The following is a 23,937-nucleotide window of genomic DNA, read 5'->3' as shown; positions in this document are numbered from 1 at the left end:
CGTTACGCCAGCCCGGATGTACCATCCAGCAAGGAGCTGTCCTTGCGCGGCATAGAAGTGGAAATCGGCCTGATTCTGGGACAAGACTTGCCGCCCGGCCAGGCACCGTATTCCATGGAACAAATCTGGCAGGCGGTCAGCCAGATCTGTGTAGCCGTCGAAATTGTGGAATCCCGCTTTGCGCAGCGTGACTCCGTAGGCCGTCTATCCACCCTGGCCGATCTGGCTAGCCACGGTGCGCTGGTCTATCAGCCGCAAGGCGTCGCCGCGCAGGATATGGCACTGCTACAACCTGAATGGGCACGCCTGCAAGTGGGGCAGCAACCCTTGCTGCAAGGGCCGAACCAGAACCCGGCGGGTGAGCTGACGCGACTGCTCATCTGGCTGGCTAATCAAGGCAGCCACCACCTTGGCGGGCTGCAAAAAGGGCAGGTCATCATTACGGGCACCTGTTTACCCATGCTGTATGCCGCCCCCGGCGACCGAATTCAGGCTGCCATTCAGGGGATCGGCGAGCTGAACTTTATCTGCGCTTAAGATCTCATCGCCAGCGTCCGAAACGGCGCTGGTTTTGCCCGACAGAGCCTCTCATCAGGCAGCACAAGCTCTGCACTGCTGCTCTAGGGAATGCCGCGTGCAAAGCCGATTTGCCAATAGTGGCTGACCTTGGGAGACAAAGACTAGTCGGGTTTAAAAAAACTCATCCAACAGGCAGAAGAAAGCGATGCGCTCGGCATCCATTTCCACGCCGTACAAAGCAAAGAAAGGCGCTAGCCACTCCTTGCCCAAATTGCGCTCTATGCTGCGCGCCGTCAGCGCCAGATCCTGATAACGATCCGCCACGCCCAAACGTCCGCAGTCGATAAAACCGCTGAACTGCCCTTGATGCACCATGAAGTTGGGCAAGCAGGCATCGCCATGGGTGACCACCAGATCTTCTTGTCCTGGGCGGCTGGCATATAGCTCGTCCAGCAGGCTTTGAACCGGCATGCCCTGACGCTCATCGTCAAAATCTTCTTCATCAATCAGGCCCGCTTCCGCCCTGGCACGTGCATCGGCCAACCGATGCTCCAGGCGATGATCGAAGGGGCAGGCTTCAAGTGGCAAGCGGTGCAGGCCTTGCAAGGACGAAGCCAGTAACTCCACGGTTTGCTGGGGAGACAGGCCTTCAGTGCAGGCCAGATCGCGCCCAGGAACAGCACTCATCAGCAGCCAATGGCGGCCTTGCGCCAACAAGGTATCCAGCACCTCTGGGCAAGGCAGACCTTGCGTATGCATCCAGCGCAAGCGCTCAATTTCGTCGGGCAGCTCGGCCAAAGGCAGATCGTCTTCTGCCTTCACAAACTGGCAGGAGCCATCCGGCCAGTCCAGACGCCAGACATCAGCCCCGGACTCCCCAATGGTTTGACGTTGTACCTTGGCGGCAGCCAGTCGGGTTTGCCAGGCAAGAGGAAAACTCATACTTAAAAACCTTGCTGAAAACAGTCGATAAAAACGGAGGGAGGGATCAAGCCAAACGAATCAAACCGTGATGCCCATCAGACCTGATACTGCAGGTGAATCAGCGGGTATGGCTTGCCCTGATCATCCACGGGCGAGCGTCCAATACGCTTGAAGCCCATTTTTTCGTAAAAGCCTACAGCCTGCTCATTCTGTTCATTCACATCAGTGGTCATGCTGGGATGCAGGCTCAAGCCGTGCAGCACCAAAGCCTTTCCTACGCCCGTTCCCCGGCTGTCCGGGTCCACAAACAAGGCCTGCATATGGCCCTGCTCAAGCAGCATGAAAGCCAGCGGGTAATCCGTCTCATCCACCGCCAGCCATAAACTGGCCCGAGGCAGAAAACCGCAGACCATGACATCAATTTCCTGACGATCCTGCACGGATAAAAAATCGTGCGTGGCATCCACGGCCTTGCGCCAGATTTCAACCGCACGTTGCCCGTCCTCCGGGCGCGAATGACGAATCCTCATGGGGCGCATCCTGTTTGTAAAGTGTTAGCTGGCAAGCAGGACACTGATGTCAGCGGTAGGTACGTCAAGGCTGCAGCCGGGACAAGAACACCGGCCAGGCTCAAGACGACAGTCCCTGCGATGCAAAAATCTTTTGATAAATATTCCGCACTACTGCCTGCTTTCGCTGGTTGTAATCCCGCACACTGCCAGCCCCTTCTTTAGCCTGCATTTTGGCCTGGGCATAGCGCTGCAAATCCTCGGGATGCGTACCCAGCCAGTCCCGAAACAGGATATGGCGAATATGTTCAGGGCAATCCGGGCCGAACACATGCAGATTCACACGCGGCTCTTCCTGACGCAGCATGCGGTGCTGATACCAGGAGCGCTCACGTATGCTCAACTCATAACCCAAGGCATTCAACGCAGGAACATAGTCCTCTTCCTGCTCCGGGTCGGCCACCAGCACATCAATATCAATCACAGGCTTGGCAGGCAGGCCGAGCACCGCGGTCGAGCCCACATGCGCAATAGTCAGGGCCTTATTGCCCAGGGCCGCCTGAATTTCCTGACTCAAGCGCTGATACAGCACCGGCCAGTTCGCGTCGTAGTCCTGAACCTCGATCAGCTCAGCTTTAGGCTCGCCTGCCACCCAGGGATTCTCATTGGGGTCGCCATCCTCGAAGGTGGTGATTTTGCTTAGTGCCGATGCAGACACGGTCCTGTTCTCGCGATTCACACAAATTCTCCTTGATACGACTTTCAACTTTTCCACGTCCACCTCACATGGACTGACCGGCTTTCAAAAGTTGGGCATACACACCGTCCAGCGCAGCCAGTTCCTGATGGCTACCCTGCTCAACCAGCCTGCCCGCCTTGAGCACAAAAATGCGGTCGGCATGACGGACGGTAGACAGGCGGTGCGCAATCGAAATAACGGTACGAGTTTCCGCCATTTTGGCCAAGGCGGCTGACATGGCATTTTCCGTGGTGTTATCCAGCGCACTAGTGGCCTCATCCAGCAAGAGAACGGGCGGGTTGCGCAGAATGGTACGAGCCAGAGCCAAGCGCTGTTTTTCGCCCCCGGAAAAACGATACCCTCGCTCGCCCACCGTAGTTTCATACGCCTGCGGCAAGGACATGATGAAGTCATGAATCTGCGCGGTTTTGGCTGCGGCCAGCAGCTCCTCATCACTTGCCTCAGGCCGTGCAAAACGCAAATTCTCCGCAATGCTGGCATTCAACAAAAAGGGCTCCTGATTCACCACGCCCAGCACACTGGCCAACTGCTCGAAACTCATCTGGCGCAGATCAATACCATCAATCGTGATGCTGCCTTGATTCGGGTCGGCCAGACGCGCCAACAAGTAACCCAGGGTAGTTTTACCAGCGCCTGTCGGTCCCACAATCGCCACATGACTGCCCGCAGGAATATCCATATTGATGTCGGACAAGGTAGCGGTCTCGGATTGATAGCGGTAGCTCACTCCTTTGAGCCGCACATGACCTCGCGGTCCCGTAGCCGGGAAAGGACGGGGCTGGGCAGGCTCTGTCAACTCGGGCGGCGTATCCATGTACTCAAAAATCCGGGTGAACAGCGCTCGGGTAGTGCGCAGACGCACCCCGCTTTGCAGCAGTTCTTCCAACGGCCACATCAACTGCTCCTGCAAGGCAATCAGGGCAACCAGGGTTCCGATGGTGACCACCATCCCCTGGCCGATCAGCCAGCCACCCAGCAACAGCGTCAAAGCGGGCAAGGCACTTAAAAACAGATAGATCAGCGACCATTGCCATTCACCAGCCGTGTGCGCACGCACTTCCAGTCGGGCTACCTCCGAGGAGACCTGTGCAAAGCGCCGCGTCAAAAAACCGCCTTGTGCCAAGGTACGGGACAAAATGATGCCCGGAGCTGACAAGGTTTCCTGCACTGTCGCCGACATATTCGCGTGACCAGCCTGCTGATCATGCGTCAAACGCTCGCGCAGTTCCCCTACCTTATTACTCAGCCAGATCAAGGGCGGCAAGACAGCAAAGGAGAACAGAGCCAAGCGCCAGTCCAACAGCAACATGGCAATGGCCGTGGTGACCACCACGCTCAAGTTACGCGCCAAATCAGTGGCTGTGTTGCTGACCACAGCCTGCAAGCCACCAATATCATTGGCGATACGGGACTGAATTTCACCTGTACGAGTACGAATGAAAAAGCCCAACGACAGGCTTTGCAGATGACGATACAAACCGACCCGCAAATCGTGCATGATGGCCTGCCCGATCTTGGTGGACAAAATGGTTTGCAACACACTGATGCTGGCACCCAAGGCACTGATACCCAGCAGGCCCAGCACCAGCCAAACCAGCAGTCCAAAGTCCTGGTCCGGCAAAGCTGTGTCGATAATCTCGCGCAGCAAAAAAGGAGACACCACGCCAATCACTGCACCAAAGGCAATCAGCAGGGCCACCATAAACAAGCGCATGCGCCAGGGTTTGAACAAACCCAAAATCCGGCCCACGGAGGTATGGCGGGAGGATAGCGTTTTGTAATCAGTATCGATTTCCATCATCAAACTACTTAAGGCAGGCCGACGGATTCAGGCTAAGTCGGCCGGGTTTCCAGAAAAAATAAATGTCGCAAATGCTGTTCGGCCTGGGCAGGGCTCAGATCCGTAAAATCGGTCAACAGCATATTGGCCAAGCCGTCATACATCGCAGATAAACGCAGTGCCGTGCCCTGGGCATCGGCTACCTGCCAAAAACCTTGCTCCGTGCCCCGACTCAGGTAAGAGGCCAGTTGTTCCAGCATTCTTTTATGCACGCGGGTGGTCACTACGGCCAGGGCTGCATCGGTTTTGGCCAGATCAGTGGCATCAATCCACAAAAACCAATAGATGCGATTGCGCTCTTCAAAGGCCGTCTTCAGGTAATCCTCCATCAGAACCCGAGGGTCTGCAGATTGCGCAGCCTCCCATTCCATGAGCTGATCGAAGATCTCGCCCCAAGCCTCGGCCCGCAATTCGGACCAGCGAAAGTAATGGTTCAACAGTCCACGGCCCACACCAGCCCGTTCGGTCACCATGCGAGTGGTGGCGGCACGAACACCAACTTCCATCAGGACCTCAACCGCGGCCTGTCGAATTCGTGTGGCACTGTCTTCTTTTTCACTCATCACCTTCCCTCCCTATTGACACATTGAGCAAGCGCTCAATATTATGGCATTGAACAAGCGCTCAATCAATAAACATCTATGTCTACGGTTTCTCGAAACTCCTCCATCGACCTGATTCGCACCGCCGCTCTGATCGGTATTTGCGTGGTAAACCTGCCCTATCTGGCACTGAGCGACAGTGGCCCGACAGCCACATCCTCCTCCTATGACCACATGGCTGCCTTCCTGATCGAATTTCTGTTTCAGGGCAAATTCTTTCTGCTGTTCTCGCTGATTTTTGGCTGGGGTATAGAAATCCAGGCACGCTCTGCCCAACGTGCTGGCGTCCCCCTCAGCAGCCGCTACTTCCGCCGCATGTTCGGCCTGGCCGTGCTGGGTTGCTTGCACGCGACGCTGGTTTTTACCGGCGATATCCTGCTGCTTTACTCGGTGCTGGGTGTGCTGATCTGGCCGCTACGCAGGCTCTCCCCGCGCGGATTGATCAAGGTGGCGTTGTTGATGGTGCTAGTGGAAATTGTCAGCCTGGCACTGATCGCTTATCTGCTGGCCGGTAGCGAAGACATGGCCCCGGTGTACTCCCTGGGCGGTGCCTTCTCCGAGGCAACGCTGGCACGCATCAGCGAATGGCCGGAGTCCTTTGCCTTCCTGTTTCTGTACCAGGGTCCACTGGCCTTTGGAGCCATGCTGATGGGCTTGGCCGCGGCCAAGAGCAACTTCTTTGAAGCCCATAGCGCCGGACAACAAAAGCTGGGGCGCGCCCTGCCCTGGCTCCTGCCACTGGCTTTGGCGATCAACTTCTTTAGCGCCTCCGTGGCCAACGAAGAAAACCTGATGGGGCTGACGGGTCTGTTCAGCATCGCCATCGGCGCGCCCTTGCTAGCCACGGTGTATCTGTACCTGCTGCTGCGTTGCGGACAATGGCTCAGCCTGCCCAATGTACTGATTGAGGCAGGCCGCAATTCACTGAGCGCCTATGTCAGCCAAGGCATTCTGGCGGGTCTTGTTTTCAGCAGCTATGGCCTGGATCTGTTTGACTCCTTTGGGAATGCAGCACTGCTATTGATCTCCATTGGCCTGGCTTTACTGGCCATGAGTCTGACAGGCCTGATCGCCCAGCGCTGGGGACGTGGCCCACTGGAGGCGGTTCTACGACGCATCACCTACGGGTCCAAGCACGCCTGAACCGAGCGCCTTTTAGCTGAACATGAAACCTTGAATTCATATGAGTGAACAAACCGTTTCCAAAGACGCCACCGTCTCTTTTCGTCGCATCAACTCGCAAACCGTCTACGAGGTATGTGAGCTAAGCGAGACCCTCTCTCCCGCACAGCGCAGCATGATTGCCGACAATGGCACCTCCATTGCAGAGGCTCACTTTTCCGAGAATGCCTGGTTCCGTGCCATCTACGCTAATGACACCCTGGTGGGCTTTATCATGCTGCATATCGGTGCCGACCACGACGAAGGCATTCTGTATCCTGGTGCCTTTTTATGGCGTTTCATGATTGCCGCCCCCTTCCAAAACCTGGGTTTCGGGCGCAAAGCAATTGCACTGCTGATCCATGATCTGAAGTACCAGGGCTACAAGGAAATTAGGCTAGGCTATAGCCGAGGTGAAGGCAGCCCGGAAGCGTTCTACTCGAAACTGGGCTTTGAGCTGACAGGCGGCACCTATGGGGAGCACGAGCTGGAAGCCGTGCTGAAATTTGCTTGATAGCCAAATGGGCAAGGTGCTGAACGACGGCCTTCGCAAACCGTGTACAGCCCTTGTGCAAACCGCATCCTAATCACCAAATAGGCTTAGCGCTGCCCGAACAAATCCGAAATGGCCGTGCGCAACCAGCGCACGCCTTCGTCCTGTCGACTGCGCTCATGCCAATGTACGCGCACATCAAAGCTGGGCAGAGCCAGCGGCGTAGGCACAATGCACAAGGCGGCAGGGTCCTGGAAAGACAGGACGGCCACATTGGGCACGGTCAGCAAATAATTACTGTTGACCAGAATCTGCTCCGCAGCCAGATAGTGGGGAATCGTCAGGCTGATATTGCGCCGCATATCCAGGGAGCGCAGGGCGTTTTCCACCAGAGAATGCCCGCTGCTGGTGGCATCAATGGCCAGATGATCAGCCGCCACAAAGGCTTCCAGATCCAGCTCATTTCTGGCCAGGGGATGGCCTTTGCGCATGGCTGTCACATAACGCTCGTGGCGGAACACGCGCGAATGCACTCGCCCTTTAATCATGGGCAAAGAGCCAATCGCCAGATCAATCTCGCCCGAACTCAAACCACTTTCCAGCGATTCCCAGCCCAGATTCTTGATGACCAGGCGAATACCTGGCGCGTGTTTGGCGACAAAATTGTTCAGCCCCGGCAAAAAAACCAGCTGGCCAATATCCGTCATATGGACCTTGAAAACACGCGTAGACTGAGCAGGATTGAAGCCTTGGGTTTGCGTCAAGGCAATACCCACTTCTTCCAGCAACGGTTGCAGTTTTTCGCGCAGTGCAATGGCGATCTGCGTGGGTGCCACACCATAGCGCGCCCGTACAAACAAAGGATCACCCAGCGCCTGTCGCCAACGTTGCACCATCAGGGAAATAGCCGACTGGCTGATCCCGATACGCAGCGCGGCCTGACTCAGGTTCTGACATTCACAGATCAGGCAGAAAGCATGCAGCTCGGCCAGCGTCCAGTTATATGTTTTGTAAATATCAGATAGCACGCTGACACCACCTCAAGTCGTTTTTTGCTCTCTATTATGTGTGTTGGAAATAGTACAACGACAAGATAAATTGCCACTACGTCCCAACAAAACCAGGAGGAAAGCCCCATGAGTAAAAATGAAATCACGTGGTCCAACGGTCAATGGAACAGCACCAGCGCACCTTTGATTGGCGCGACCGACCATGCGTTCTGGATGGCCACCACGGTCTTTGACGGTGCCCGTTCTATTCAAGGCCATACTCCGGATCTGGACCTGCACTGCGAGCGCTTGAACCGTTCTGCCCTCACCCTGGGCATGGAGCCCGTGATGACGCCGCAGCAAACCGTGGACCTGGTGCGCGAGGGCCTGAAAAAGCTGCCTCACACTACGGACTACTACATCAAGCTACTGTATTTCGCACCCGGCGGCTTCTTGTTGCCCGACCCGGCCACCACCCAACTGGCAATTCATATTTTTGAATCCCCACTGCCTGCTGACAGCGGCTTTAGCGCGACCTTCAGCGAATTCCTGCGCCCTGATCCGTCCATGGCTCCTACCGATGCCAAAGCCTCCTGCCTGTATCCCAACACCCAGCGTATTTTGCGTGATGCCAGCGCACGCGGTTTTGACAACGCCATCGTGCTGGACTCCAAGGGCAAGGTGGCCGAGTTTGCTGTTGCCAATCTGTGGATTGTGCGTGACGGCGTTGCCCTGACCCCGGCGCTGAACGGCACCTTCCTGAACGGCATTACCCGCCAGCGTGTCATGCAGCTGCTGCGCGACGACGGAATTGAGGTACGTGAAGCCAGCCTGACACCACAAGACGTACTGGATGCCGATGAAGTATTTAGCACCGGCAATAACGGCAAGGTCCTGCACTGCAATCGCATTGACGATCGCCACTACGCCCGCGGCCCGATTGAAACCCGTGCTCACGAGCTGTACATGGCCTATACCAAGCGCAACTAAGTCTCAGAAAGTAGCCAACAGCATGGTTGGAAATGGGCCATGTGCCCAATAGAAAAACGGCTCATTATTGAGCCGTTTTTGTTTTTACATCTCGGCAGAAACCGAACTATCGCCCTGCCCCAAATCCGGTGTTTGAGCTCTCTCTGCCTGCGCCTGCGCCTGCTTCATCTGATTGAGCAAGCTATGCAGCATCTCTGTAGACAGACCGTGCAGCACCAAACGGTAACCTGCTCGCAAGGTCGACATGGGCACCAAGGGGTGACCATTGTTCACCAGAATCAAATGCTCGGGTGCCTGCAAAATCTTGGCCGCGTAAATCCCGATGGTCTCGTCCAGCTGCAGGGAATTGGCCGCACGCCAGAAGTCGTTATCAGTCAGCAGCAACTGGTACAGGGGCGTGAACAGTTCGATGGCGCTTTGCAGATCCATCTTGTTCAGCGGGCCTTGCGGCATATCGTCCAGCGCCAAAGGCACGGGCTGGATCATGGAGAAATCCACGCGCTGCGGCGGGCCGATTTCCTGATTATTGTCCCGCAAGGTCTGATTGAGCCGGATCACGAAATTGAACAGATTCAAATCGTGCTTCACAAAGGTGTGATCGCGCAATTCGTCGATGTTCATGGGGGTGAGCGGCGTGGTCGGCACCTGGGTGGGCGAATTGGCCGCGATAAAGGCTAGCACCTGTGATCCCAAATGGAAGTGACGCAGAATCAGCCAGTTGGCCTGTGGCGAGACAAAGCGCTTCAGACCCCACACCAGAATGCGGTGCAGCAGGCCCGAATGTGACCATTTACGCGGCAAAAAGGTTTTAACGACCTGAATCACGATAATCATCAGGCGCGCCAGTGGCCGCAGGAATGGCAGCAGGTACTGGCGCGATGACGAACTGGAGTCGGCCAGCCAAGCCTGCTTCACTTCATCAGGCAGGGGCGTGCTGCGATCCAGATACAAGGCCCGCCAAGGACTGGGGTCCTGCGGGTCATGCGGCTTGCTTAAAAAATCCGGGATTTGATCCATGACTTAAAACTCTTTCGCGTATTGGAACTGCATCAGGTACAGGGCGGCGGTACGACGCGCGGTTTCAATAATAATCTGCTCGGCGCGGCCTGTTTCATCACAATCCAGAGCCAGTTCAACGGCCACCAGCCAGCGGGCCAGGTGATGCTCGTCGTTCATGCCATGGTAGTGCAGGAAACGGTACATATTCGGTTCGAGCGACAGCGAGGATTTCAGCAAAGGCAACAAGGCCGGAACAATACGCTGGCCGGTGCCTTCAATAATATAAATCGCCCCCAGCAAACCAATCGGGTCCTGGCTGGCGGCCAAGGCATGCAGGTAAGCGTTCAGGGCCTGACCGCCGGGGTTACGGCTCAACTGCTCGATCTCGGTCGCGGTGCCACCAGCGTGCTGATAGTCCTCGAACAGAATCTTGAAGTCATCCTGCTCTTCACCGGCGTGCAGGCGAATCAGCTCGGCCAGCGGCGCGTAAGCGGGCGACAAAGAATCGCAAGCTTCACGCATCCACTTGGCCCCTTCACGTACCTGGGGAATCCAGTCCCCCATCCATTTCTGATAGTCCTGCATGCGGATGGAACCGTCGTGCAGGCTGCGCAGCAAGGGCGTACGCCACACTTGTGAACGATAGTCGTGCCAGATCGGGGCCAATTGCGTCAGCAGATCGCGCAAACCCTGCGGGGCTGTGGCCGGGTCATGCGGAGGGGCAATATCCACCTGATCCACCGAGGCCGGAGCCGACTGTTTGGCAGACGGGTAAGACACGGCCGCTGCGGGGGCATCGCAGGCTTCCACTTCCAGCAGCATGTAGGCCGTCATGAAGCGGCCAGACTCGGGCACGTAGCACAGGATTTGCTCGCCGGGCGTCAAGGTCCGGTCGCGCATGAACTCGGCCAGCATGATCAGAATGGACGCTGCGCCCGTATTGCCGCGCCAGCGCAAATTGCTGTACCAGCGCTCGGCAGGAATGCCCAGACCAGCCTGTTCCAGCAAATCCGCCACCACGGGGATGAATTTTTCGGAGGAGTAATGGCACAGGAAATGGCTGATGCGCTCGGGGTCTACCCAGCCATCACGCACCAGTTTTACGTATTCGTGTATGCCGATGTCGAACAGATGCGGCAGCAGGCGAATGTCCTGGCGCAGGGACAAGGCACCATCTTGCTCGGCCTCGGCCCAGGAATCGTAATCCAGATGGCTGCGAGTGGAATCACGCGTTGCTCCCAGCTGCATGCAAACCGGGTAATCACCCGAGAAGGATTTTTGATGAATCCAGCGCAGGCGCAGGCGGACGCCGGGCTGCGTTGTGGGCAGAACCTGATCTTGATGACTTAACAAGGCCGCGCCCGCACCATCGGACAACATCCAGCGCAGGAAGTGTGAGTCAAAGTCCGCCTGATAGCCTTGCGAAGCAAAGCGCGATCGGCGGAACAAGCGCGATGGCATTTCACTGGCCACGGCCATGCCGTGACGGTGCGCACCCAGCTCGATCCCCTGGGCAACGGCCTGCAAGGCGGTCACGCCAGCGGCGCAAATTCCGTGGACCGAATGCACCTCCAGTGGAGGAGCGGCCAATTCACCTTGAATGGCATTGGCAAAGCCGGGCATCAACAAATCCCCGCCCGAGGAGCCGCTGGCCAACAAGCTCACGTCCGCCATGCTCAAACCCGCCTGCTCCAGGCACGCACGCACGGCATTGGCGGCCATGGCCGTATTGCTCCAGCGCGTGCTGCCATCTTCACCAATGGCGTAGTAGCGCTGCTGAATACCGTTCTCGGCCAGAATGCGTTGCTTGATGCGCCCCGAAATACGGTTCAAAGGGGCAATAAAGTTATCCATTGCGGTGTTATCGACCGGCTCTCCGGGCATAAACCACTGGGCCTGATGGATAACAACGTGCTCAAAGGCCACGGGCATAGAAATACTCCTGATTACACGGAATCACGCCGACGCTCCGTCTGGCCCACGGCGTTCAAGGATTGACTGCGGTAGCGGGGCATGAACAGGCCCAGCACAAAAACACGCAGCATATAAGGCACCAGCCCCCCTTCGTTCAAGGCGTCCGGGGTGCGGGCTCGGTATTCGGTGTCGTGCAGCCGGGTCAGCTCGGACCAGTGCGCACGAGAATGCTCATGGTGGGCCACATGCAGGCCGATATTAAAGAGCAAGGGATTGACCAGGCCCTCGAAATTGCGGGCATAGGCTAGCTGCTCGCCATGACGGCCCTCATGACTGCCATCAGCATGGGCATGTTGCAGATAATTCGTGGTCAGCAGCCAGTGCAAACCGTGCAGCTGCGGCAGGATCACGTACAAAAAGCCTTTTACCGGGTCCAGCGCCAGGGCCAGCGCCCAGCTTCCCAGCCACACGCCGTACTGCGCCATGCAATAGGCCCAGACGCCCGGCCAATGACGGCGCAGGCTACCCAGCCAGCCAAAAATCATGGGGTACAGCGCAGGTACGGCCTCAAAGGGGTGCATCAACCAGCCCAGCGTGTCGTTGGTATCGCCCCGCCAGAAACGGTAGGTGCGGGCCACATCTTTTTCACCATGTTTGTAGCGATGGTGATTGCGCCCATGCGCAGGCCAGAACACGCAAGCGGGGTGGCCCTGTACCAGGGTCAGCCAGAAGTCCGTCAAACGATTGGGGAGACGTCCCCGCCACATGCGCAGATGATGATGGTTATGGTTGATGACGCCAACGCCCAGCGTCAGGAACAGCAGCAAGCCGTACAGAATCCAGGAGAAGCCGCCCCGCCACAGCACGACCACCAGCACAGGATAGGCAATCAGGTACAGCAGGCTTTGCCAATCGCGCGGCTGACGCAAACGCCACGCAGCGCTCATCCCCGCGCCTCCTCGGGGCGATCGGGCAAGCGGGTGCCAAACAGGCGATCCATAAAGCTGAATTGAAAACCGTAATTGCCGTTGTACTGCGCGTGATGGCGTTGGTGACGACGGCTGGCCGCCAGCCAATGGCGGCTGGAAACATTGGGGAAAAAGTCGTAATTGGAGTGGCCGATACTGTTGAAAAACAGGCTGAACAAGGGCACGGACAAAAGCGACCAGAAACTGAAGTCATGCACGACCATGGGCAGCAAAATCACATTGCCCAGCATGATCGACTCCAGCGGGTGGAAACTGTAGGTGGAGAACGGCGTCACCACAACGGAAGAATGGTGCGGGCCGTGATAACGGCGCAACCAGCGGGTATGCAAGAGACGGTGATTGATCCAGAAGTGCACGTCGTTCCAGATCACCAGAGCCAGAATTTCCAGAACAATGCGGGTCGCGCTGGCATCAGGCGTCAAATGCGCCCAGCCTAGCTGCAAAAAGCCCCAGGGAAAAATCATGCCGGTGCCAAAAATCAGAATGGCCGTGCCGGATTGCTTCAATTCCCGGCGCAGTTGGCCAGGACGCAAAGGGCGCGTGTCCAGGGGGCGTCCCCAACCCAAGGCAGGTAAAAGCCAATGTGTCAGCGCCAAGGTGCCCAGTGCAAACAGCACGTAAATGCCGCCGAAGAACAATAAGCCCACGCCCATTACCTGCCAGACGCTCAAGGCCTGAAAAGCCTGCCCCATTCCACTCTCTACGTAACAAAGTGCGCTAATGCTAGCGCGGTCAGGAAGATTACGTTTGTTAATTTGGTTACTAATTGCTCACATTCGTCCAGCCCGCCCAAGCAATACAGTTTTGCAATAGCGGGGGCTAATCATAGCGGGGTTTCGCCCCTATCCTTGAAGGCATGCGCTTTCAATCGGAATCCATGCCATGAAAAAGGTTGTCAGCATCCTCAGTCCATGCCCCTCTTTGGCGGGTGACGATGGTCTGGCGGCGCGTACCTTGTTCAGCCATCAGGACCACGCGGACCGGCACAGCCCCTTTCTGCGCTTGAATTATGCCGCTCCCACCCCCTACCCGGCCCGTAGCCGTCGGCACAAGGTGCATGGCTCCCCGCAACGCGGCTTTGAAACCGTCACGCTGGTGTATCAGGGCGAGCTGGAGCATCGCGACTCCAGCGGTCATAGCGGCGCTCTGGGTCCGGGCGATGTGCAATGGCTAAGTGCGGCCTCCGGCCTGCTGTATCAGGCCAGCCACTCCGAGCCGTTCGCCCGTCAGGGTGGTACCTGGGAAATGGTGCAGCTATGGATCAACCTGCCTGCTTGTGCGAAAACTCTGCCACCCAGCCAGCAGTCTCTGCCCAGCGCAGACATTCCCGCTCTGGCCCTGCCCGATCAGGCCGGACAGATACGAGTGATTGCCGGGCAATACCGGGAGCAGCCCGGCGCGGCCCGGCATCACAGCCCGCTCCTGTTGTGGGACATACAGATCAAGGCCGGGCATCAAGCCTGTTTTCAGGTGCCCGAGGGCTGGAACACCAGCTTGCTGGTGCGAAGCGGCGAAGTACAAGTGAACCAGCAAACGCGAGTGCGCCCCGCTCAGGTCGTGTTGCTAAGCCTGGAAGGCCAGACTATCCGGCTGAACGCCCAAAGCGACACCCAGCTACTGTTGCTGGGCGGCGAGCCCATTGATGAGCCCGTTTTGACCTACGGCTCTTTTGTGATGAATACACAACAGGAAATTACCCAGGCAATTGCCGACTTTGATCAGGGCCGGTTTGGCTGCCTGGGCTGAGCTTTCCCTCTCCTATTTCCAAGCTGCCACGCGCCCCGATGGCGGCCCCTGCCACCCCGACCTGACCATCCATCATCACAGCACACTTGCATTGAGCCAGCCCGCATACGATATACTGAACCGTCATCGACTTCCCTTAGACACTATGAGACGCTGGTTCGTCGTCGTCTTGCTTCTTATTCTTCCCCTGCAGGCTTACAGCTCCCACTACCACGCAACCGTGCAAGGTGGTCAATCGGCTTTATTCGCTCAACACGAATCCGATGCAGCCGAGTCTGCGGAACGCCGTGTCTCATCCGCCAATCATCCTTTGCATCAGCTCAGCGCCATTTTGGCGCACACGCCCATGCAACAGTACGCCGATCACGCGGATACCCCCTTGCCCTGCCCGGTTCAGTCTTTCTGGCTGCATGCCTGGCCATCGGCTTGTCCGACCTATTCCCTGCCAGCAATTTGCTGCGAATTTGCCCCGGAGCACCGCCCGCCCCGCGTCTGACGCCTGACGCGCCGCGGCGCCCTGCTTCTTTGCTTTTTTGCACTTATTTATCTGTCTAACAGGACAACATCATGGAATGGCTACTCGATCCCAGCATCTGGGTCGGCTTATTAACTCTGGTGGTGCTGGAGATTGTTCTCGGCATCGACAACCTGATCTTTATCGCGATTCTGGCCGATAAACTGCCCCCGCATCAGCGCGACCGTGCTCGCCTGATCGGCCTGTCGCTGGCGCTGATCATGCGCCTGGGTCTGCTTACTATCGTCTCCTGGCTGGTCACCCTGACCACGCCACTGTTCTCCATTGGCCCGCTCAGCTTCTCCGGGCGCGACCTGATCCTGCTGCTGGGCGGTCTGTTCCTGCTGTTCAAGGCCACCAGCGAACTGCATGAGCGTCTGGAAGGTGGCGATCATCACTCCAGCACCAACAAGGCCTATGCCAGCTTTGGTGTCGTGGTAGCCCAAATTGTGGTGCTGGATGCCGTGTTCTCGCTGGACGCGGTGATTACTGCCGTGGGGATGGTGGATCAACTGCCCGTCATGATGGCAGCCGTCATTATCTCGATTGCGCTGATGATCTGGGCTTCCAAGCCACTGACCACCTTCGTGAACAACCACCCCACCGTGGTGGTGCTGTGCTTGAGCTTCTTGCTGATGATTGGTCTGACGCTGACCGCCGAAGGCCTGGGCTTCAAGATCCCCAAGGGCTATCTGTACGCGGCCATTGGTTTCTCCATCCTGATCGAGTTCTTCAACCAGATTGCCCGCCGCAGCCTGCAGCGCTCGCAGTCACGCCGTCCTTTGCGTGACCGTACCGCGGAGGCCGTACTGCGCATGCTGAGCAACCGCAAGAATGAAGACAAGGACGACAACGGCAACGAGGGTCAGCTGGAACTGGACGAGCAGGCTTTCCGCACCGAAGAACGCAATATGGTCAGCGGTGTGCTCAGCCTGGCCGAACGCCCGATTCGCTCCTTGATGACGCCTCGTCAGGAAATTACCTGGCTCAATATCGAGGACTCCGCCGACACCTTGCGCCAGCAACTGCGCTCCACCCCACACAGCTTCTTGCCGGTGTGTCAGGGCGATCTGGACCAGGTGGTGGGTGTGGCTCGCGCCAAGGATTTGCTGGCCGATCTGGACGACTACCCGCAAGTCAAACTATGGCCGGATCTGCGTGAGCCCATCATCGTTCACGAGCACACCGATGTACTCAGCGCGATTGCCATGTTGAAGCAGTCCAATGGCCAGTTCGTGCTGGTAACGGACGAGTACGGCGCGATTGAAGGCCTGCTGACCCCCATCGACATTCTGGAGGCCATTGCCGGCGAGTTCCCCGACGAGGACGAACAACCCGCCATTCAGCAGATTGGCCCCAATCTGTGGCAAGTGGATGGCAGCATAGACCTGCTCTTGCTGGCCCAAGCCGTGGAAGCGGACGACCTGCTTTTGAAAGACAGCAGCTTCAATTCCGTGGCCGGTTTCCTGCTGGAGCGTCTGGACTCCCTGCCCACGGTAGGGACGGTCGTTGAAGCAGACGGCTTGCGCTTCGAGATTACCGAAGTCAGCCAGCGTCGTATTGCAACGGTGCACGTCAGCCGCTTGCAGGAACCCGAGCAGACACAGGAGTAAAAAAAAAGCCCGCTGCAAAGCGGGCTTTTTTCAATCAAGCACGACTCAAAAGCGCGATTCCGCCAGGCAAGCGCGTCACCGCCACGCCATATAACTGCTGCAAAATGTCCAGCGCCTCAGGCAAGTTATCCAGACTGACGGCAAAGCTGACCAAAACAGAGCCTAACGTGGCGTCTCGCAAAATCAGATGTCCTGACCAATAGCGGTTCAGCTCGGCCAGCACCTGCGACAAAGGCTGCTCATGAAAAGTCAGACGGCCCTGACGCCAGGACGGGAAGTCCTCCGCCGCGACTGTCTGCACCGAGCTGATCGCATGGCGACCGTAAACAAGTTGCTCACCGGCAGCCAGCCGATATCCCTGTCCACCAAAATCCACCTGCGCACTGCCGGACAAACAGGTGACTTCGGTTTTGCCATCCAGATAGCGGATATTGGTACGGCCATTAAAGGTCTGAATGGAGCCCGCACCCGCAAACACCGTACACACCGAGGCCGAGCGCTCGGACTGTCGCACTTCCACTTCCCCATCCAGCAAAGCCACAATTCGCCCCAGATGCGGGTCGTCACCGACGTTCAGGCGACTGCGCGTATTCATATCCAGCCAGACATGGTCCAGCAACTGCACGCGCCGCTGCTCGCCCGCACCCGTGCGATAGTCAGCACGCAAATCAGCCAAGGAAGGCCACAACTGCATAGGAGGCTTGGCGACCAGATACAGGCCACCACCCAGCAGCAAACCGCCCAGCAAGGCGCGACGCAAAGGCTGGTGGCCACGTTTTTTCATCAACTTGGCTTCGCGCAGCCAATCTTCACGATCTTGGGGCATGGCATCCCACATTTCGCGCGCGTGCGCAAAAGCGGATGCATGAGAAGGACTGCGCCCACACCAGCGGCGCAGCTCCCGAGCCTGACGAGAGGTCAGCGAGGACGTTTTCAGGCGGCTGACCCAGGCTCGTGCCTCCTTGTGCAAGGTGTCTTCATCCAGATTCAAGGCATTAGCAGGGTTCATCAACAATCAATTCAAAAAGCACTACACAGGGACTGACAAACGCAATCCAAAACGTTTTATCCATCCGTTTAAACGGATAAAAACGAGAACTCAAAAGTAAACATAAATTGTCGGAAACTGCAGGCCCTATCGTCAAGCCATAGCCCGTCATAAAGAGTAAAGACGGGCTTTAACAGCACTGCATCAACTGCTGGCGCAGCCAGACATGAGCCGGGTCCGCGTGGCGACGGCTATGCCAGACTTGCTGAAACAAGACCGAGGGAATGGGCAGAGGAGGCTGGAAAAACACCAGTTCAGCCTGTTCGCGCAAGTGCTCGGCACTGCGGCTGGACACCGTCAAAATCAGGTCCGTGCCCGCCAGGACTTGGGCTGCCGCACTCCAATGCGGCAAGGACAAGGCAATCTGCCGTTTAAGACCGAGCCGATTCAGGACGTTGTCGACCTCACTTTCCCCTCCCGGACGCATGGCCAGCAACACATGCGGGCGCAGCAACCACTCTTCCAAAGCAGGGGCTTGCCCGCCGCTCAGACTGGCCCGATCCGCAATGCAGATCAGGTGTTCCTCAAACAAGGTCTGCGCCTGCAAGCCGGCCGGAATTTCCGAGAACACGCTCAAGGCCAGATCAATCTCGCCATCCCGCAGCTGACCCTGCATGGCTTCCCGGCTGGCCTGGCTGACCGCCAGCCGAATACCCGGTGCGTCACGACGCAGGCGGCGCATCAACGGTGGCAAGACAATTTGCGCGCCGTAATCCGACATGGCCAAGCGAAATTCACGTTGTTCACTGGCTGGATCAAAGCCACCCGCATCCAGCAGGCCATTGAGCTGCTGCAAAGCCTGCTCCAGAGGACGCTGCAACTGCAAGGCCAGCGCAGTCAGCTCCAGCCGGGAACCACGGCGTATCAGCAAGGGATCGTTGAACACCTGGCGCAAATGCGCCAAGGCGTGGCTTACGGCAGGCTGGCTTTTGTGCAGGCGCTGGGCAGCCCGCGTCACATGCTGTTCGGTCAACAAGGCATGCAGGCTCAACATCAAATTCAGGTCTATACGGCGCAGCTCATCCATAGAACGAATAATGACTGTGCACACTATTAATTTCAATAAGAATTGCGAATAGTGCAAGATAGAGCTTTGATTCTTATGGAGATACGCTCATGCCCGGTCCCGCTTTGTTCAGTATGTTGGTGGCTGTCTTTGCCGGTTCGGCCGTGCCGTTTCAAGCTGCCAGCAATGCCGTTCTGGGTAAGGTCCTGGGGCATCCGCTCTGGGCCACACTGGTGTCGCTCTGTATCAGTGCGGCTCTGGTGCTGCCCACAATCTGGCTGATGCGCGCCCCCGCTCCCCTGACCGCGCAACTGGCGCATGCCCCCTGGTGGGTATGGACGGGTGGCGTTGGCGGGGTCATTTACATCAGCGCCGCCCTGATTCTGACGCCACGCATGGGCGCCGCCAGCTTTATTGTCTGTGTGGTGGCCGGGCAAATGCTCAGCTCCATGCTGATCGACCACTACGGTTTGATGGGCCTGACCCCACGCCCGGTACATATGGGACGCATTCTAGGCGTGCTGCTGATTTTGGCTGGTATGGGCTTGGTGCAATGGTTTACGCCTTCCGTTTCTGCGGCGGCTGAAAGCAAAAGCGCCACTGCAGATCACAGTGGCGCTCAGGAAAACAATCCAAGCCTGGCTCAACGCGCTGGCGCTGACAGCAGCACCCGATCCTGATAGGGCTTAGGCGGAAGCCTCGGTCGATTTGGAACGGAACTGGCTGCACCACCAGAATCCGGCCGACAAGGCAGCCGCCGACAACATGCCCAAGGCCAACAGCAAGCCGCTATCGAACAGCAGCGGAGCCACCACACCGGAAACGGTGGCGAACAAAAGCATTTGCCAGGCACTTTGTACCGAGGAAGCCAGGCCGCGCATGGTGGGGAAGGTGCCCAAGGTCACCACCGTCATGCCCGGCAAGGCCATGGACATGCCAAAGGCGTACACAAAAATAGGCATCACGGCCCACGGCACTTCTGCCTGGAACAGGAGGTTGTACACGGTGTTGAACGCCGCGCCAGCCAGCATAAGGGACAGGCCCAGACGAATCATGCGTGCCGGAGCCAGCTTCTCGGCAAAGCGGGCATTCAGAATAGAGCCACCCAACATACCGCCAATAAAGGGCAGGAACAGCCAGGCAAAGGCGGTTTCTGTCAGGCCCAGCACACCAATCACAAAGCTGGCCGCCGACGAAATGTACAAGGCAAAGCCGCCAAACGCACAGGCAATGGCGGAGATCGCCAGCACGAAGCGGCCATTGCTCAAGGCCCGTGCGTAATTGGCCAGAATCACCCACAGCTTCAAGGGCTGGCGCGAGGCCACGGGCAAGGTTTCAGGCAGTTGCCGCCAGCACAGCGCAATCAGGGCAATACTGAGCACCGTCAGCATCCAGAACACCGAGCGCCAGCCCGAATAACTACTTAAATAGCCGCCCATGACCGGTGCAAGCGCCGGGGCCAGACTGAAGACCATCGTGATGTGGGCAAACAAGCGCTGAGCTTGCACCCCTTGTACACAGTCGCGCGCCAGGGCCTGACCGACGACACGTCCGGCACCTGCCGAACAGCCCTGGATCAAACGGAAGAACAACAGCCAGGAAAAGCTGGGGGCCAGCGCCGAGCCCACCGACCCGATCAGAAACAGGATCAGTGAGGCCAGAATCACGGGACGCCGCCCGAAGCTGTCGGACAACATGCCCCAGAACAGGCTCATGAAGGCAAAACCAAACAGATACAGACTTAAGGTCTGCTGAACCATTGACTGGTCAACGGAAAATTCAACACCGATACGGTGAAATGACGGCAGATAGGCATCGGTAGCAAAAGGCCCCAGCATCGCCAACGCCGCCAACACCAAGGTCAGCTTGCGGTAATTCATAGATAGCTTTGGAAAACAGGGAGGGCGCCAGAATCAGCGCAGGGATAGGGGCATGGTACCCCTTAACCAGACCGTACGGACACGTCCGCACGGGGCATAGTGTATCAAACGATATAAAGCGGATCGAGCCAAGCCGCTTTCATGCTAGCTGGCCCGGTAGCCACTTGTCTGAAAAAAAGATCAGCGTCTGCCCGGCGACGGCGTACCAAAAGCCTCGCGGCTAGTCTGTCCGAAACCGCTTTGATGCAGCAGGCTGCGCTCAATAAAGCGGCTGACCTGGGAGCGCACTTCCGGCAACCAGGGACCTTGGTCAAACACTTGCGGGAACTTCATGCTGAACCAGGCATAGAGGCTGATCTGCTTGCTGAGCAATTCGGCGTCTTCCAGGCGGGAGGGGCTGGCGGATTTCAGCCAGGACGGCGCCGGTGGCAAGGCCATGGGGCGTTGTGCCACATAGGCGGACAGGCAACGCTTGAAGTAATCCAGCTCCGTATCCTTATCCACGGACACCGGCGCGCAGGCAAAGGTGAACTTCTCGCGCAAATCCAGCTTGGGAGCCAGGCGGTCTACACAAAAGCCCAGCTCGATGGCGTCTTTCAAACCCGCTGTCTGAAACAAGGGGCTATCGGAAGCCACTTTCTGCGCAAAGTACTGCAGCACAGCGCCGATATTGTTGTTATCCAGTAAAGAGGCCAGCGCCTGCACGTGCTCGGGGCTGGGTGCAATGGGCAAGCGCAAATCCACGCTGGGGGCGTCGCTTTGCAATTGGGTACGAATATGGTTCAGATCCTGCTTGTCCATCGCCCCCACATAGCCTTTGGGGTACAAGCCATAGCGGCCTGCCCGTCCGGCAATCTGGCGCACTTCGGTTGCGTTCAAGGCTCGCATGGAGCGGCCGTCAAACTTGTGCACCGTAGAGAACAAAACGCGGCGAATCGGCAGGTTCAGGCCCATACCAATCGCATCGGTGGCCACCAGCACATCGGCCTCGCCTTGGGAAAAGCGCTCGGACTCGGTGCGGCGCACTTCCGGAGCCAGCGCGCCGTAAATGGTGGCGACTTTCCAGCCTTGGGCGCGGTAACGAGCACTTAGCGTTAGGACATCCTTACGGGTGAAGGCCACCACCGCATCACCTTTGGACACGCCCCGAGCTTCACGCTGACGATCTTTGCGCCCCCGCCACGGCGCTTCCTGACGCCCTTGCTTGCCTGTGGCTCGCGGCGGGTCTACCGGATAAGGCATGACCTCCAGCGGGGTTTTGCGTTCGGTAAATTCCAGCTCCATGGTCTCTTCCATGGAACGCACCAGACGCTCGCACGGACGCAGGACGGAAGCATCACCACAGACAAACAGGGTACGGGCCGGAACACCGACCAGGGCTGCCGTCCAGGCCCAGCCGCGCTGTTCGTCTTGCAGCATTTGAATTTCGTCCAGGACGGCCACGCGCACTTCCATCGTGGGGTCCATCATCTCGACCGTGCAGGCAGTGTGCTGGGCACCGGGCACCATCACGCGCTCTTCGCCCGTCACCAGATTGCAAGGGATACCAGCATTCATCAGGCGATCGCGCACCTCCATGGCCAGCAGTCGCAGCGGAGCCAGATAGACGCCGGATCGGGCTTCCATCAGGGCTTCCAGGGCCTCGTGCGTCTTGCCCGAATTGGTCGGTCCCAAACGGAACACCAGATGGCGGCGGATGCCTCGGGCCAGGCTGAACATTTCCGGGAAGTCGCCCAAGCGCATCAAATCTTGAGCGCGCTGCTGCTCCACACTTTCCAGAATGCGGCGCACCGGGCCATTGAGCAGACGCTTTTCAAAATCCCCGGCCTCGATTTCTTTTTGCTCGATGCCCTCTTCCAGAGCCATGCGCAAGGCTTTGGCCAGTTCCAGAAAGGACGAGCCATCAATCAGGGGGCGCTGGGTTTGCAAAAACGCATCCAGCGAATCTTCCAGACGCTGGGACAGACGGTTTTGAGCTGCCGTGTTGAACAAGACTGAAACACGAGCGGGCAATCGATCCAGCTCCGAGCCGGTACGTGGCAAAGGCACGGCAGCCTGCATACGCACATTGGCGCGCCAATGCTGACGCTCGCCCGCTACGGGCACATTCACCGCCAGCCACAAGTCCTTATGCCACCACAGGCGCAGTGGATCTTCCGGGTCAATTTCGTAATCGCACGCTTCTTGCTTCTTGATCTGGTTCAGCACTTGTTGCTGACGCCATTGCGTGCGGGCGCGGTCAGCCGCTCGCTGGTACTGCGCACGCTCACGATTGCTCAAGGTGCTGGCATGCTGCTCGCGCCATTGCTCAATCTGGTTCTGGTCAATGGCCACCAGCAAATCCGGATGATGGGCAACACGGTCACGGCCGCCAGCGGCTCCGCCACGCACTTCCAGCTTGGTACTGGGCAAACGGCGATCGGCCAGCCACAGCTCGTACTCCTGCCGGGTAATACCCAGCAAGGCCATGGTCTCTTCCGAGCCTATGCACTCCTGCTCCCAGGCCCAACGCTGCTGGCGTTGCTCGCGCTGACGTTCCTGACGTTGTGCCTGGGCTTGCAGCAGAAACTCCTGCTGCTCGGCATCCAGCTTGAACTCCTGGGTCAGGACAGCGGCACTGGCATTGCGGCCATACACCGTCATGAACCAATGGGCAGGTTCCCCGGCTTGCAGGCCCTCGAAGGCCTCCAGGGTGATGCGTTGCGGCTCGCAACCTTGCTCTTTCAGCCAGGCTGTCAAACGCTCCTGGGCCTGATTGAACTTGCGCTGTTTGTCGTTTTGTTCTTTTTGACGCGCTTGTTCACGTTCTTTTTGGGCCTGCTCCCAGCGCTGACTACGTTGCTCGCGATCGCGCTGTTCGGCCTGTAACTGCCACAAATAGGTCTGCGCCAAAGGCATGGACTGCCAGGCCTGCACTAAAGCCTGCAAGCGCGGGCCGCGCTCGGCTTCGGGCCAGTTCTCGCTTAAAGGCAAGGACTGGGAGGCAATCGCTCCGGCCAATTGAGCGCGCTGTTCAAGCAGTTGCTCACGCAGGGCTTCATAAACATCCGCCTCCAGCTTGTCTGCACTCATTTGATAGAGCAGACGCAGGGTACGAATCACGACCTCGGGCACACCTTGGGACTCCAGGCGCTGGTCCGCATCCTTCAAACCCAGTTCGGCAGCGATTATCTGATTGAAAAAAGCGGCATCCTGCGGCAAGCGCCAGGCTTTCAGCCATACGCGTCGTATGCCTGCCCGGTCCTGAAAACGCGCTTTCTTGGCGACCTGACGAGCCACACCTTCCAGACGCGGATAATCCAGCCATTGGGGATGGAGCAGCAAGCCCGCTTGAGTGGGAACGGGAGAATCGGAAACAGACGAAGCGCGACGCGCAGCCATAGGGCGGGGACCTGAAAATACGGGAAGAAGAGAACGAGAAGGGCAGAAAAGCCGGTTCAA

22 protein-coding genes are annotated in these 23,937 nt (G+C 57.9%); 8 read left to right on the top strand and 14 right to left on the bottom strand.

What is annotated here, in order from left to right; genetic code table 11:
• A partial coding sequence (locus KOE80_RS17285) for a fumarylacetoacetate hydrolase family protein (RefSeq protein ID WP_226349590.1) occupies nt 1–537 on the top strand: 537 nt, incomplete at its 5' end.
• A 153-nt stretch (nt 538–690) separates the two neighbouring features.
• Here KOE80_RS17285 and KOE80_RS17280 read toward each other — a convergent pair.
• From KOE80_RS17280 to KOE80_RS17260, 5 genes are all read right to left on the bottom strand, one after another.
• Nucleotides 691–1,461 (bottom strand): APH(3')-II family aminoglycoside O-phosphotransferase, encoded by a 771-nt coding sequence (locus KOE80_RS17280; protein WP_226349589.1) that lies wholly within the window; start codon nt 1,459–1,461, stop codon nt 691–693.
• Nucleotides 1,462–1,538: 77 nt separating this feature from the next.
• On the bottom strand, nt 1,539–1,973 hold the full coding sequence (locus tag KOE80_RS17275; protein WP_083054317.1) for an acetyltransferase: 435 nt from the start codon (nt 1,971–1,973) through the stop codon (nt 1,539–1,541).
• Between the two features lie 100 nt (nt 1,974–2,073).
• Nucleotides 2,074–2,691, bottom strand: a complete 618-nt coding sequence (locus KOE80_RS17270) for a GrpB family protein (RefSeq protein ID WP_035268397.1) — start codon at nt 2,689–2,691, stop codon at nt 2,074–2,076.
• Between the two features lie 43 nt (nt 2,692–2,734).
• The gene (locus tag KOE80_RS17265) at nt 2,735–4,510 is read right to left on the bottom strand and encodes an ABC transporter ATP-binding protein (RefSeq protein ID WP_205717088.1); all 1,776 of its coding nucleotides are present in this window, start codon (nt 4,508–4,510) and stop codon (nt 2,735–2,737) included.
• Between the two features lie 35 nt (nt 4,511–4,545).
• The gene (locus KOE80_RS17260) at nt 4,546–5,115 is read right to left on the bottom strand and encodes a TetR/AcrR family transcriptional regulator (protein WP_226349588.1); all 570 of its coding nucleotides are present in this window, start codon (nt 5,113–5,115) and stop codon (nt 4,546–4,548) included.
• 78 nt (nt 5,116–5,193) lie between these two features.
• On the opposite strand from KOE80_RS17260, the gene KOE80_RS17255 reads away from it, so the two are divergent.
• The gene (locus KOE80_RS17255; RefSeq protein ID WP_226349587.1) at nt 5,194–6,297 is read left to right on the top strand and encodes a DUF418 domain-containing protein; all 1,104 of its coding nucleotides are present in this window, start codon (nt 5,194–5,196) and stop codon (nt 6,295–6,297) included.
• Between the two features lie 40 nt (nt 6,298–6,337).
• Nucleotides 6,338–6,829: a GNAT family N-acetyltransferase gene (locus KOE80_RS17250; RefSeq protein WP_203145175.1), complete on the top strand. Its 492-nt coding sequence runs from the start codon at nt 6,338–6,340 to the stop codon at nt 6,827–6,829.
• 86 nt (nt 6,830–6,915) lie between these two features.
• On the opposite strand, the gene KOE80_RS17245 is transcribed toward KOE80_RS17250, so the two are convergent.
• Nucleotides 6,916–7,836: a LysR family transcriptional regulator gene (locus KOE80_RS17245; RefSeq protein WP_060186133.1), complete on the bottom strand. Its 921-nt coding sequence runs from the start codon at nt 7,834–7,836 to the stop codon at nt 6,916–6,918.
• Nucleotides 7,837–7,944: 108 nt separating this feature from the next.
• On the opposite strand from KOE80_RS17245, the gene KOE80_RS17240 reads away from it, so the two are divergent.
• Complete coding sequence (locus KOE80_RS17240; protein ID WP_226349586.1) at nt 7,945–8,787, top strand: branched-chain amino acid aminotransferase; 843 nt, start codon at nt 7,945–7,947, stop codon at nt 8,785–8,787.
• 84 nt (nt 8,788–8,871) lie between these two features.
• Here KOE80_RS17240 and KOE80_RS17235 read toward each other — a convergent pair whose 3' ends face one another.
• From KOE80_RS17235 to KOE80_RS17220, 4 genes are read right to left on the bottom strand one after another with little or no spacing between them, the layout of a single operon-like run.
• Nucleotides 8,872–9,804: a DUF6999 family protein gene (locus KOE80_RS17235; RefSeq protein ID WP_226349585.1), complete on the bottom strand. Its 933-nt coding sequence runs from the start codon at nt 9,802–9,804 to the stop codon at nt 8,872–8,874.
• 3 nt (nt 9,805–9,807) lie between these two features.
• Nucleotides 9,808–11,718 carry a beta-ketoacyl-ACP synthase III gene (locus tag KOE80_RS17230; RefSeq protein WP_226349584.1) on the bottom strand — a complete coding sequence of 637 codons (1,911 nt, stop codon included), beginning with the start codon at nt 11,716–11,718 and terminating at the stop codon, nt 9,808–9,810.
• A gap of 14 nt (nt 11,719–11,732) precedes the next feature.
• Nucleotides 11,733–12,647 carry a fatty acid desaturase gene (locus KOE80_RS17225; protein WP_226349583.1) on the bottom strand — a complete coding sequence of 305 codons (915 nt, stop codon included), beginning with the start codon at nt 12,645–12,647 and terminating at the stop codon, nt 11,733–11,735.
• Nucleotides 12,644–13,381: a sterol desaturase family protein gene (locus tag KOE80_RS17220; protein ID WP_035268419.1), complete on the bottom strand. Its 738-nt coding sequence runs from the start codon at nt 13,379–13,381 to the stop codon at nt 12,644–12,646. The genes KOE80_RS17225 and KOE80_RS17220 overlap by 4 nt, the downstream gene beginning before the upstream one ends.
• A 190-nt stretch (nt 13,382–13,571) precedes the next feature.
• Between KOE80_RS17220 and KOE80_RS17215 the strand changes: the two genes are divergently transcribed.
• The 3 genes from KOE80_RS17215 to KOE80_RS17205 all read left to right on the top strand — a co-directional run bounded on the left by KOE80_RS17215 (nt 13,572) and on the right by KOE80_RS17205 (nt 16,562).
• Nucleotides 13,572–14,435 carry a pirin family protein gene (locus KOE80_RS17215; RefSeq protein ID WP_226349582.1) on the top strand — a complete coding sequence of 288 codons (864 nt, stop codon included), beginning with the start codon at nt 13,572–13,574 and terminating at the stop codon, nt 14,433–14,435.
• Between the two features lie 145 nt (nt 14,436–14,580).
• The gene (locus KOE80_RS17210; RefSeq protein WP_035268424.1) at nt 14,581–14,931 is read left to right on the top strand and encodes a hypothetical protein; all 351 of its coding nucleotides are present in this window, start codon (nt 14,581–14,583) and stop codon (nt 14,929–14,931) included.
• A gap of 71 nt (nt 14,932–15,002) precedes the next feature.
• Complete coding sequence (locus KOE80_RS17205; protein ID WP_021447067.1) at nt 15,003–16,562, top strand: TerC family protein; 1,560 nt, start codon at nt 15,003–15,005, stop codon at nt 16,560–16,562.
• 34 nt (nt 16,563–16,596) lie between these two features.
• Here KOE80_RS17205 and KOE80_RS17200 read toward each other — a convergent pair whose 3' ends face one another.
• Together KOE80_RS17200 and KOE80_RS17195 are read right to left on the bottom strand one after the other, a co-directional pair.
• A complete protein-coding gene (locus KOE80_RS17200) occupies nt 16,597–17,571 on the bottom strand; it encodes a FecR family protein (protein WP_083054338.1) in 975 nt (324 codons plus the stop codon).
• 169 nt (nt 17,572–17,740) lie between these two features.
• Entirely contained in the window at nt 17,741–18,637 is an 897-nt protein-coding gene (locus KOE80_RS17195; protein ID WP_060186125.1) for a LysR family transcriptional regulator, read from the bottom strand.
• 89 nt (nt 18,638–18,726) lie between these two features.
• Between KOE80_RS17195 and KOE80_RS17190 the strand changes: the two genes are divergently transcribed.
• On the top strand, nt 18,727–19,296 hold the full coding sequence (locus KOE80_RS17190; protein ID WP_060186124.1) for a DMT family transporter: 570 nt from the start codon (nt 18,727–18,729) through the stop codon (nt 19,294–19,296).
• A gap of 6 nt (nt 19,297–19,302) precedes the next feature.
• Here the strand turns inward: KOE80_RS17190 and KOE80_RS17185 are convergent, their stop codons facing one another.
• Both KOE80_RS17185 and KOE80_RS17180 read right to left on the bottom strand, forming a co-directional pair.
• A complete protein-coding gene (locus KOE80_RS17185; RefSeq protein WP_060186123.1) occupies nt 19,303–20,496 on the bottom strand; it encodes a multidrug effflux MFS transporter in 1,194 nt (397 codons plus the stop codon).
• A gap of 180 nt (nt 20,497–20,676) precedes the next feature.
• Complete coding sequence (locus KOE80_RS17180) at nt 20,677–23,877, bottom strand: SUV3 family DEAD/DEAH box RNA helicase (RefSeq protein ID WP_226349581.1); 3,201 nt, start codon at nt 23,875–23,877, stop codon at nt 20,677–20,679.
• Nucleotides 23,878–23,937: the final 60 nt, after the last annotated feature.

The sequence above is a fragment of the Alcaligenes sp. 13f genome (assembly GCF_020496585.1).
GTDB lineage: Bacteria > Pseudomonadota > Gammaproteobacteria > Burkholderiales > Burkholderiaceae_B > Alcaligenes > Alcaligenes phenolicus.
The sequence above is the reverse complement of the archived record's forward strand: the minus strand, read 5'-3'. Positions and strand labels throughout refer to the sequence as shown.

Coding starts and splice junctions, on each gene's coding strand:
- KOE80_RS17280 (WP_226349589.1), bottom strand. CDS start 1,461: ATGAGTTTTCCTCTTGCCTGGCAAACCCGACTGGCTGCCGCCAAGGTA.
- KOE80_RS17275 (WP_083054317.1), bottom strand. CDS start 1,973: ATGAGGATTCGTCATTCGCGCCCGGAGGACGGGCAACGTGCGGTTGAA.
- KOE80_RS17265 (WP_205717088.1), bottom strand. CDS start 4,510: ATGGAAATCGATACTGATTACAAAACGCTATCCTCCCGCCATACCTCC.
- KOE80_RS17260 (WP_226349588.1), bottom strand. CDS start 5,115: ATGAGTGAAAAAGAAGACAGTGCCACACGAATTCGACAGGCCGCGGTT.
- KOE80_RS17255 (WP_226349587.1), top strand. CDS start 5,194: ATGTCTACGGTTTCTCGAAACTCCTCCATCGACCTGATTCGCACCGCC.
- KOE80_RS17250 (WP_203145175.1), top strand. CDS start 6,338: ATGAGTGAACAAACCGTTTCCAAAGACGCCACCGTCTCTTTTCGTCGC.
- KOE80_RS17240 (WP_226349586.1), top strand. CDS start 7,945: ATGAGTAAAAATGAAATCACGTGGTCCAACGGTCAATGGAACAGCACC.
- KOE80_RS17235 (WP_226349585.1), bottom strand. CDS start 9,804: ATGGATCAAATCCCGGATTTTTTAAGCAAGCCGCATGACCCGCAGGAC.
- KOE80_RS17230 (WP_226349584.1), bottom strand. CDS start 11,718: ATGCCCGTGGCCTTTGAGCACGTTGTTATCCATCAGGCCCAGTGGTTT.
- KOE80_RS17225 (WP_226349583.1), bottom strand. CDS start 12,647: ATGAGCGCTGCGTGGCGTTTGCGTCAGCCGCGCGATTGGCAAAGCCTG.
- KOE80_RS17220 (WP_035268419.1), bottom strand. CDS start 13,381: ATGGGGCAGGCTTTTCAGGCCTTGAGCGTCTGGCAGGTAATGGGCGTG.
- KOE80_RS17215 (WP_226349582.1), top strand. CDS start 13,572: ATGAAAAAGGTTGTCAGCATCCTCAGTCCATGCCCCTCTTTGGCGGGT.
- KOE80_RS17210 (WP_035268424.1), top strand. CDS start 14,581: ATGAGACGCTGGTTCGTCGTCGTCTTGCTTCTTATTCTTCCCCTGCAG.
- KOE80_RS17205 (WP_021447067.1), top strand. CDS start 15,003: ATGGAATGGCTACTCGATCCCAGCATCTGGGTCGGCTTATTAACTCTG.
- KOE80_RS17200 (WP_083054338.1), bottom strand. CDS start 17,571: ATGAACCCTGCTAATGCCTTGAATCTGGATGAAGACACCTTGCACAAG.
- KOE80_RS17195 (WP_060186125.1), bottom strand. CDS start 18,637: ATGGATGAGCTGCGCCGTATAGACCTGAATTTGATGTTGAGCCTGCAT.
- KOE80_RS17190 (WP_060186124.1), top strand. CDS start 18,727: ATGCCCGGTCCCGCTTTGTTCAGTATGTTGGTGGCTGTCTTTGCCGGT.
- KOE80_RS17185 (WP_060186123.1), bottom strand. CDS start 20,496: ATGAATTACCGCAAGCTGACCTTGGTGTTGGCGGCGTTGGCGATGCTG.
- KOE80_RS17180 (WP_226349581.1), bottom strand. CDS start 23,877: ATGGCTGCGCGTCGCGCTTCGTCTGTTTCCGATTCTCCCGTTCCCACT.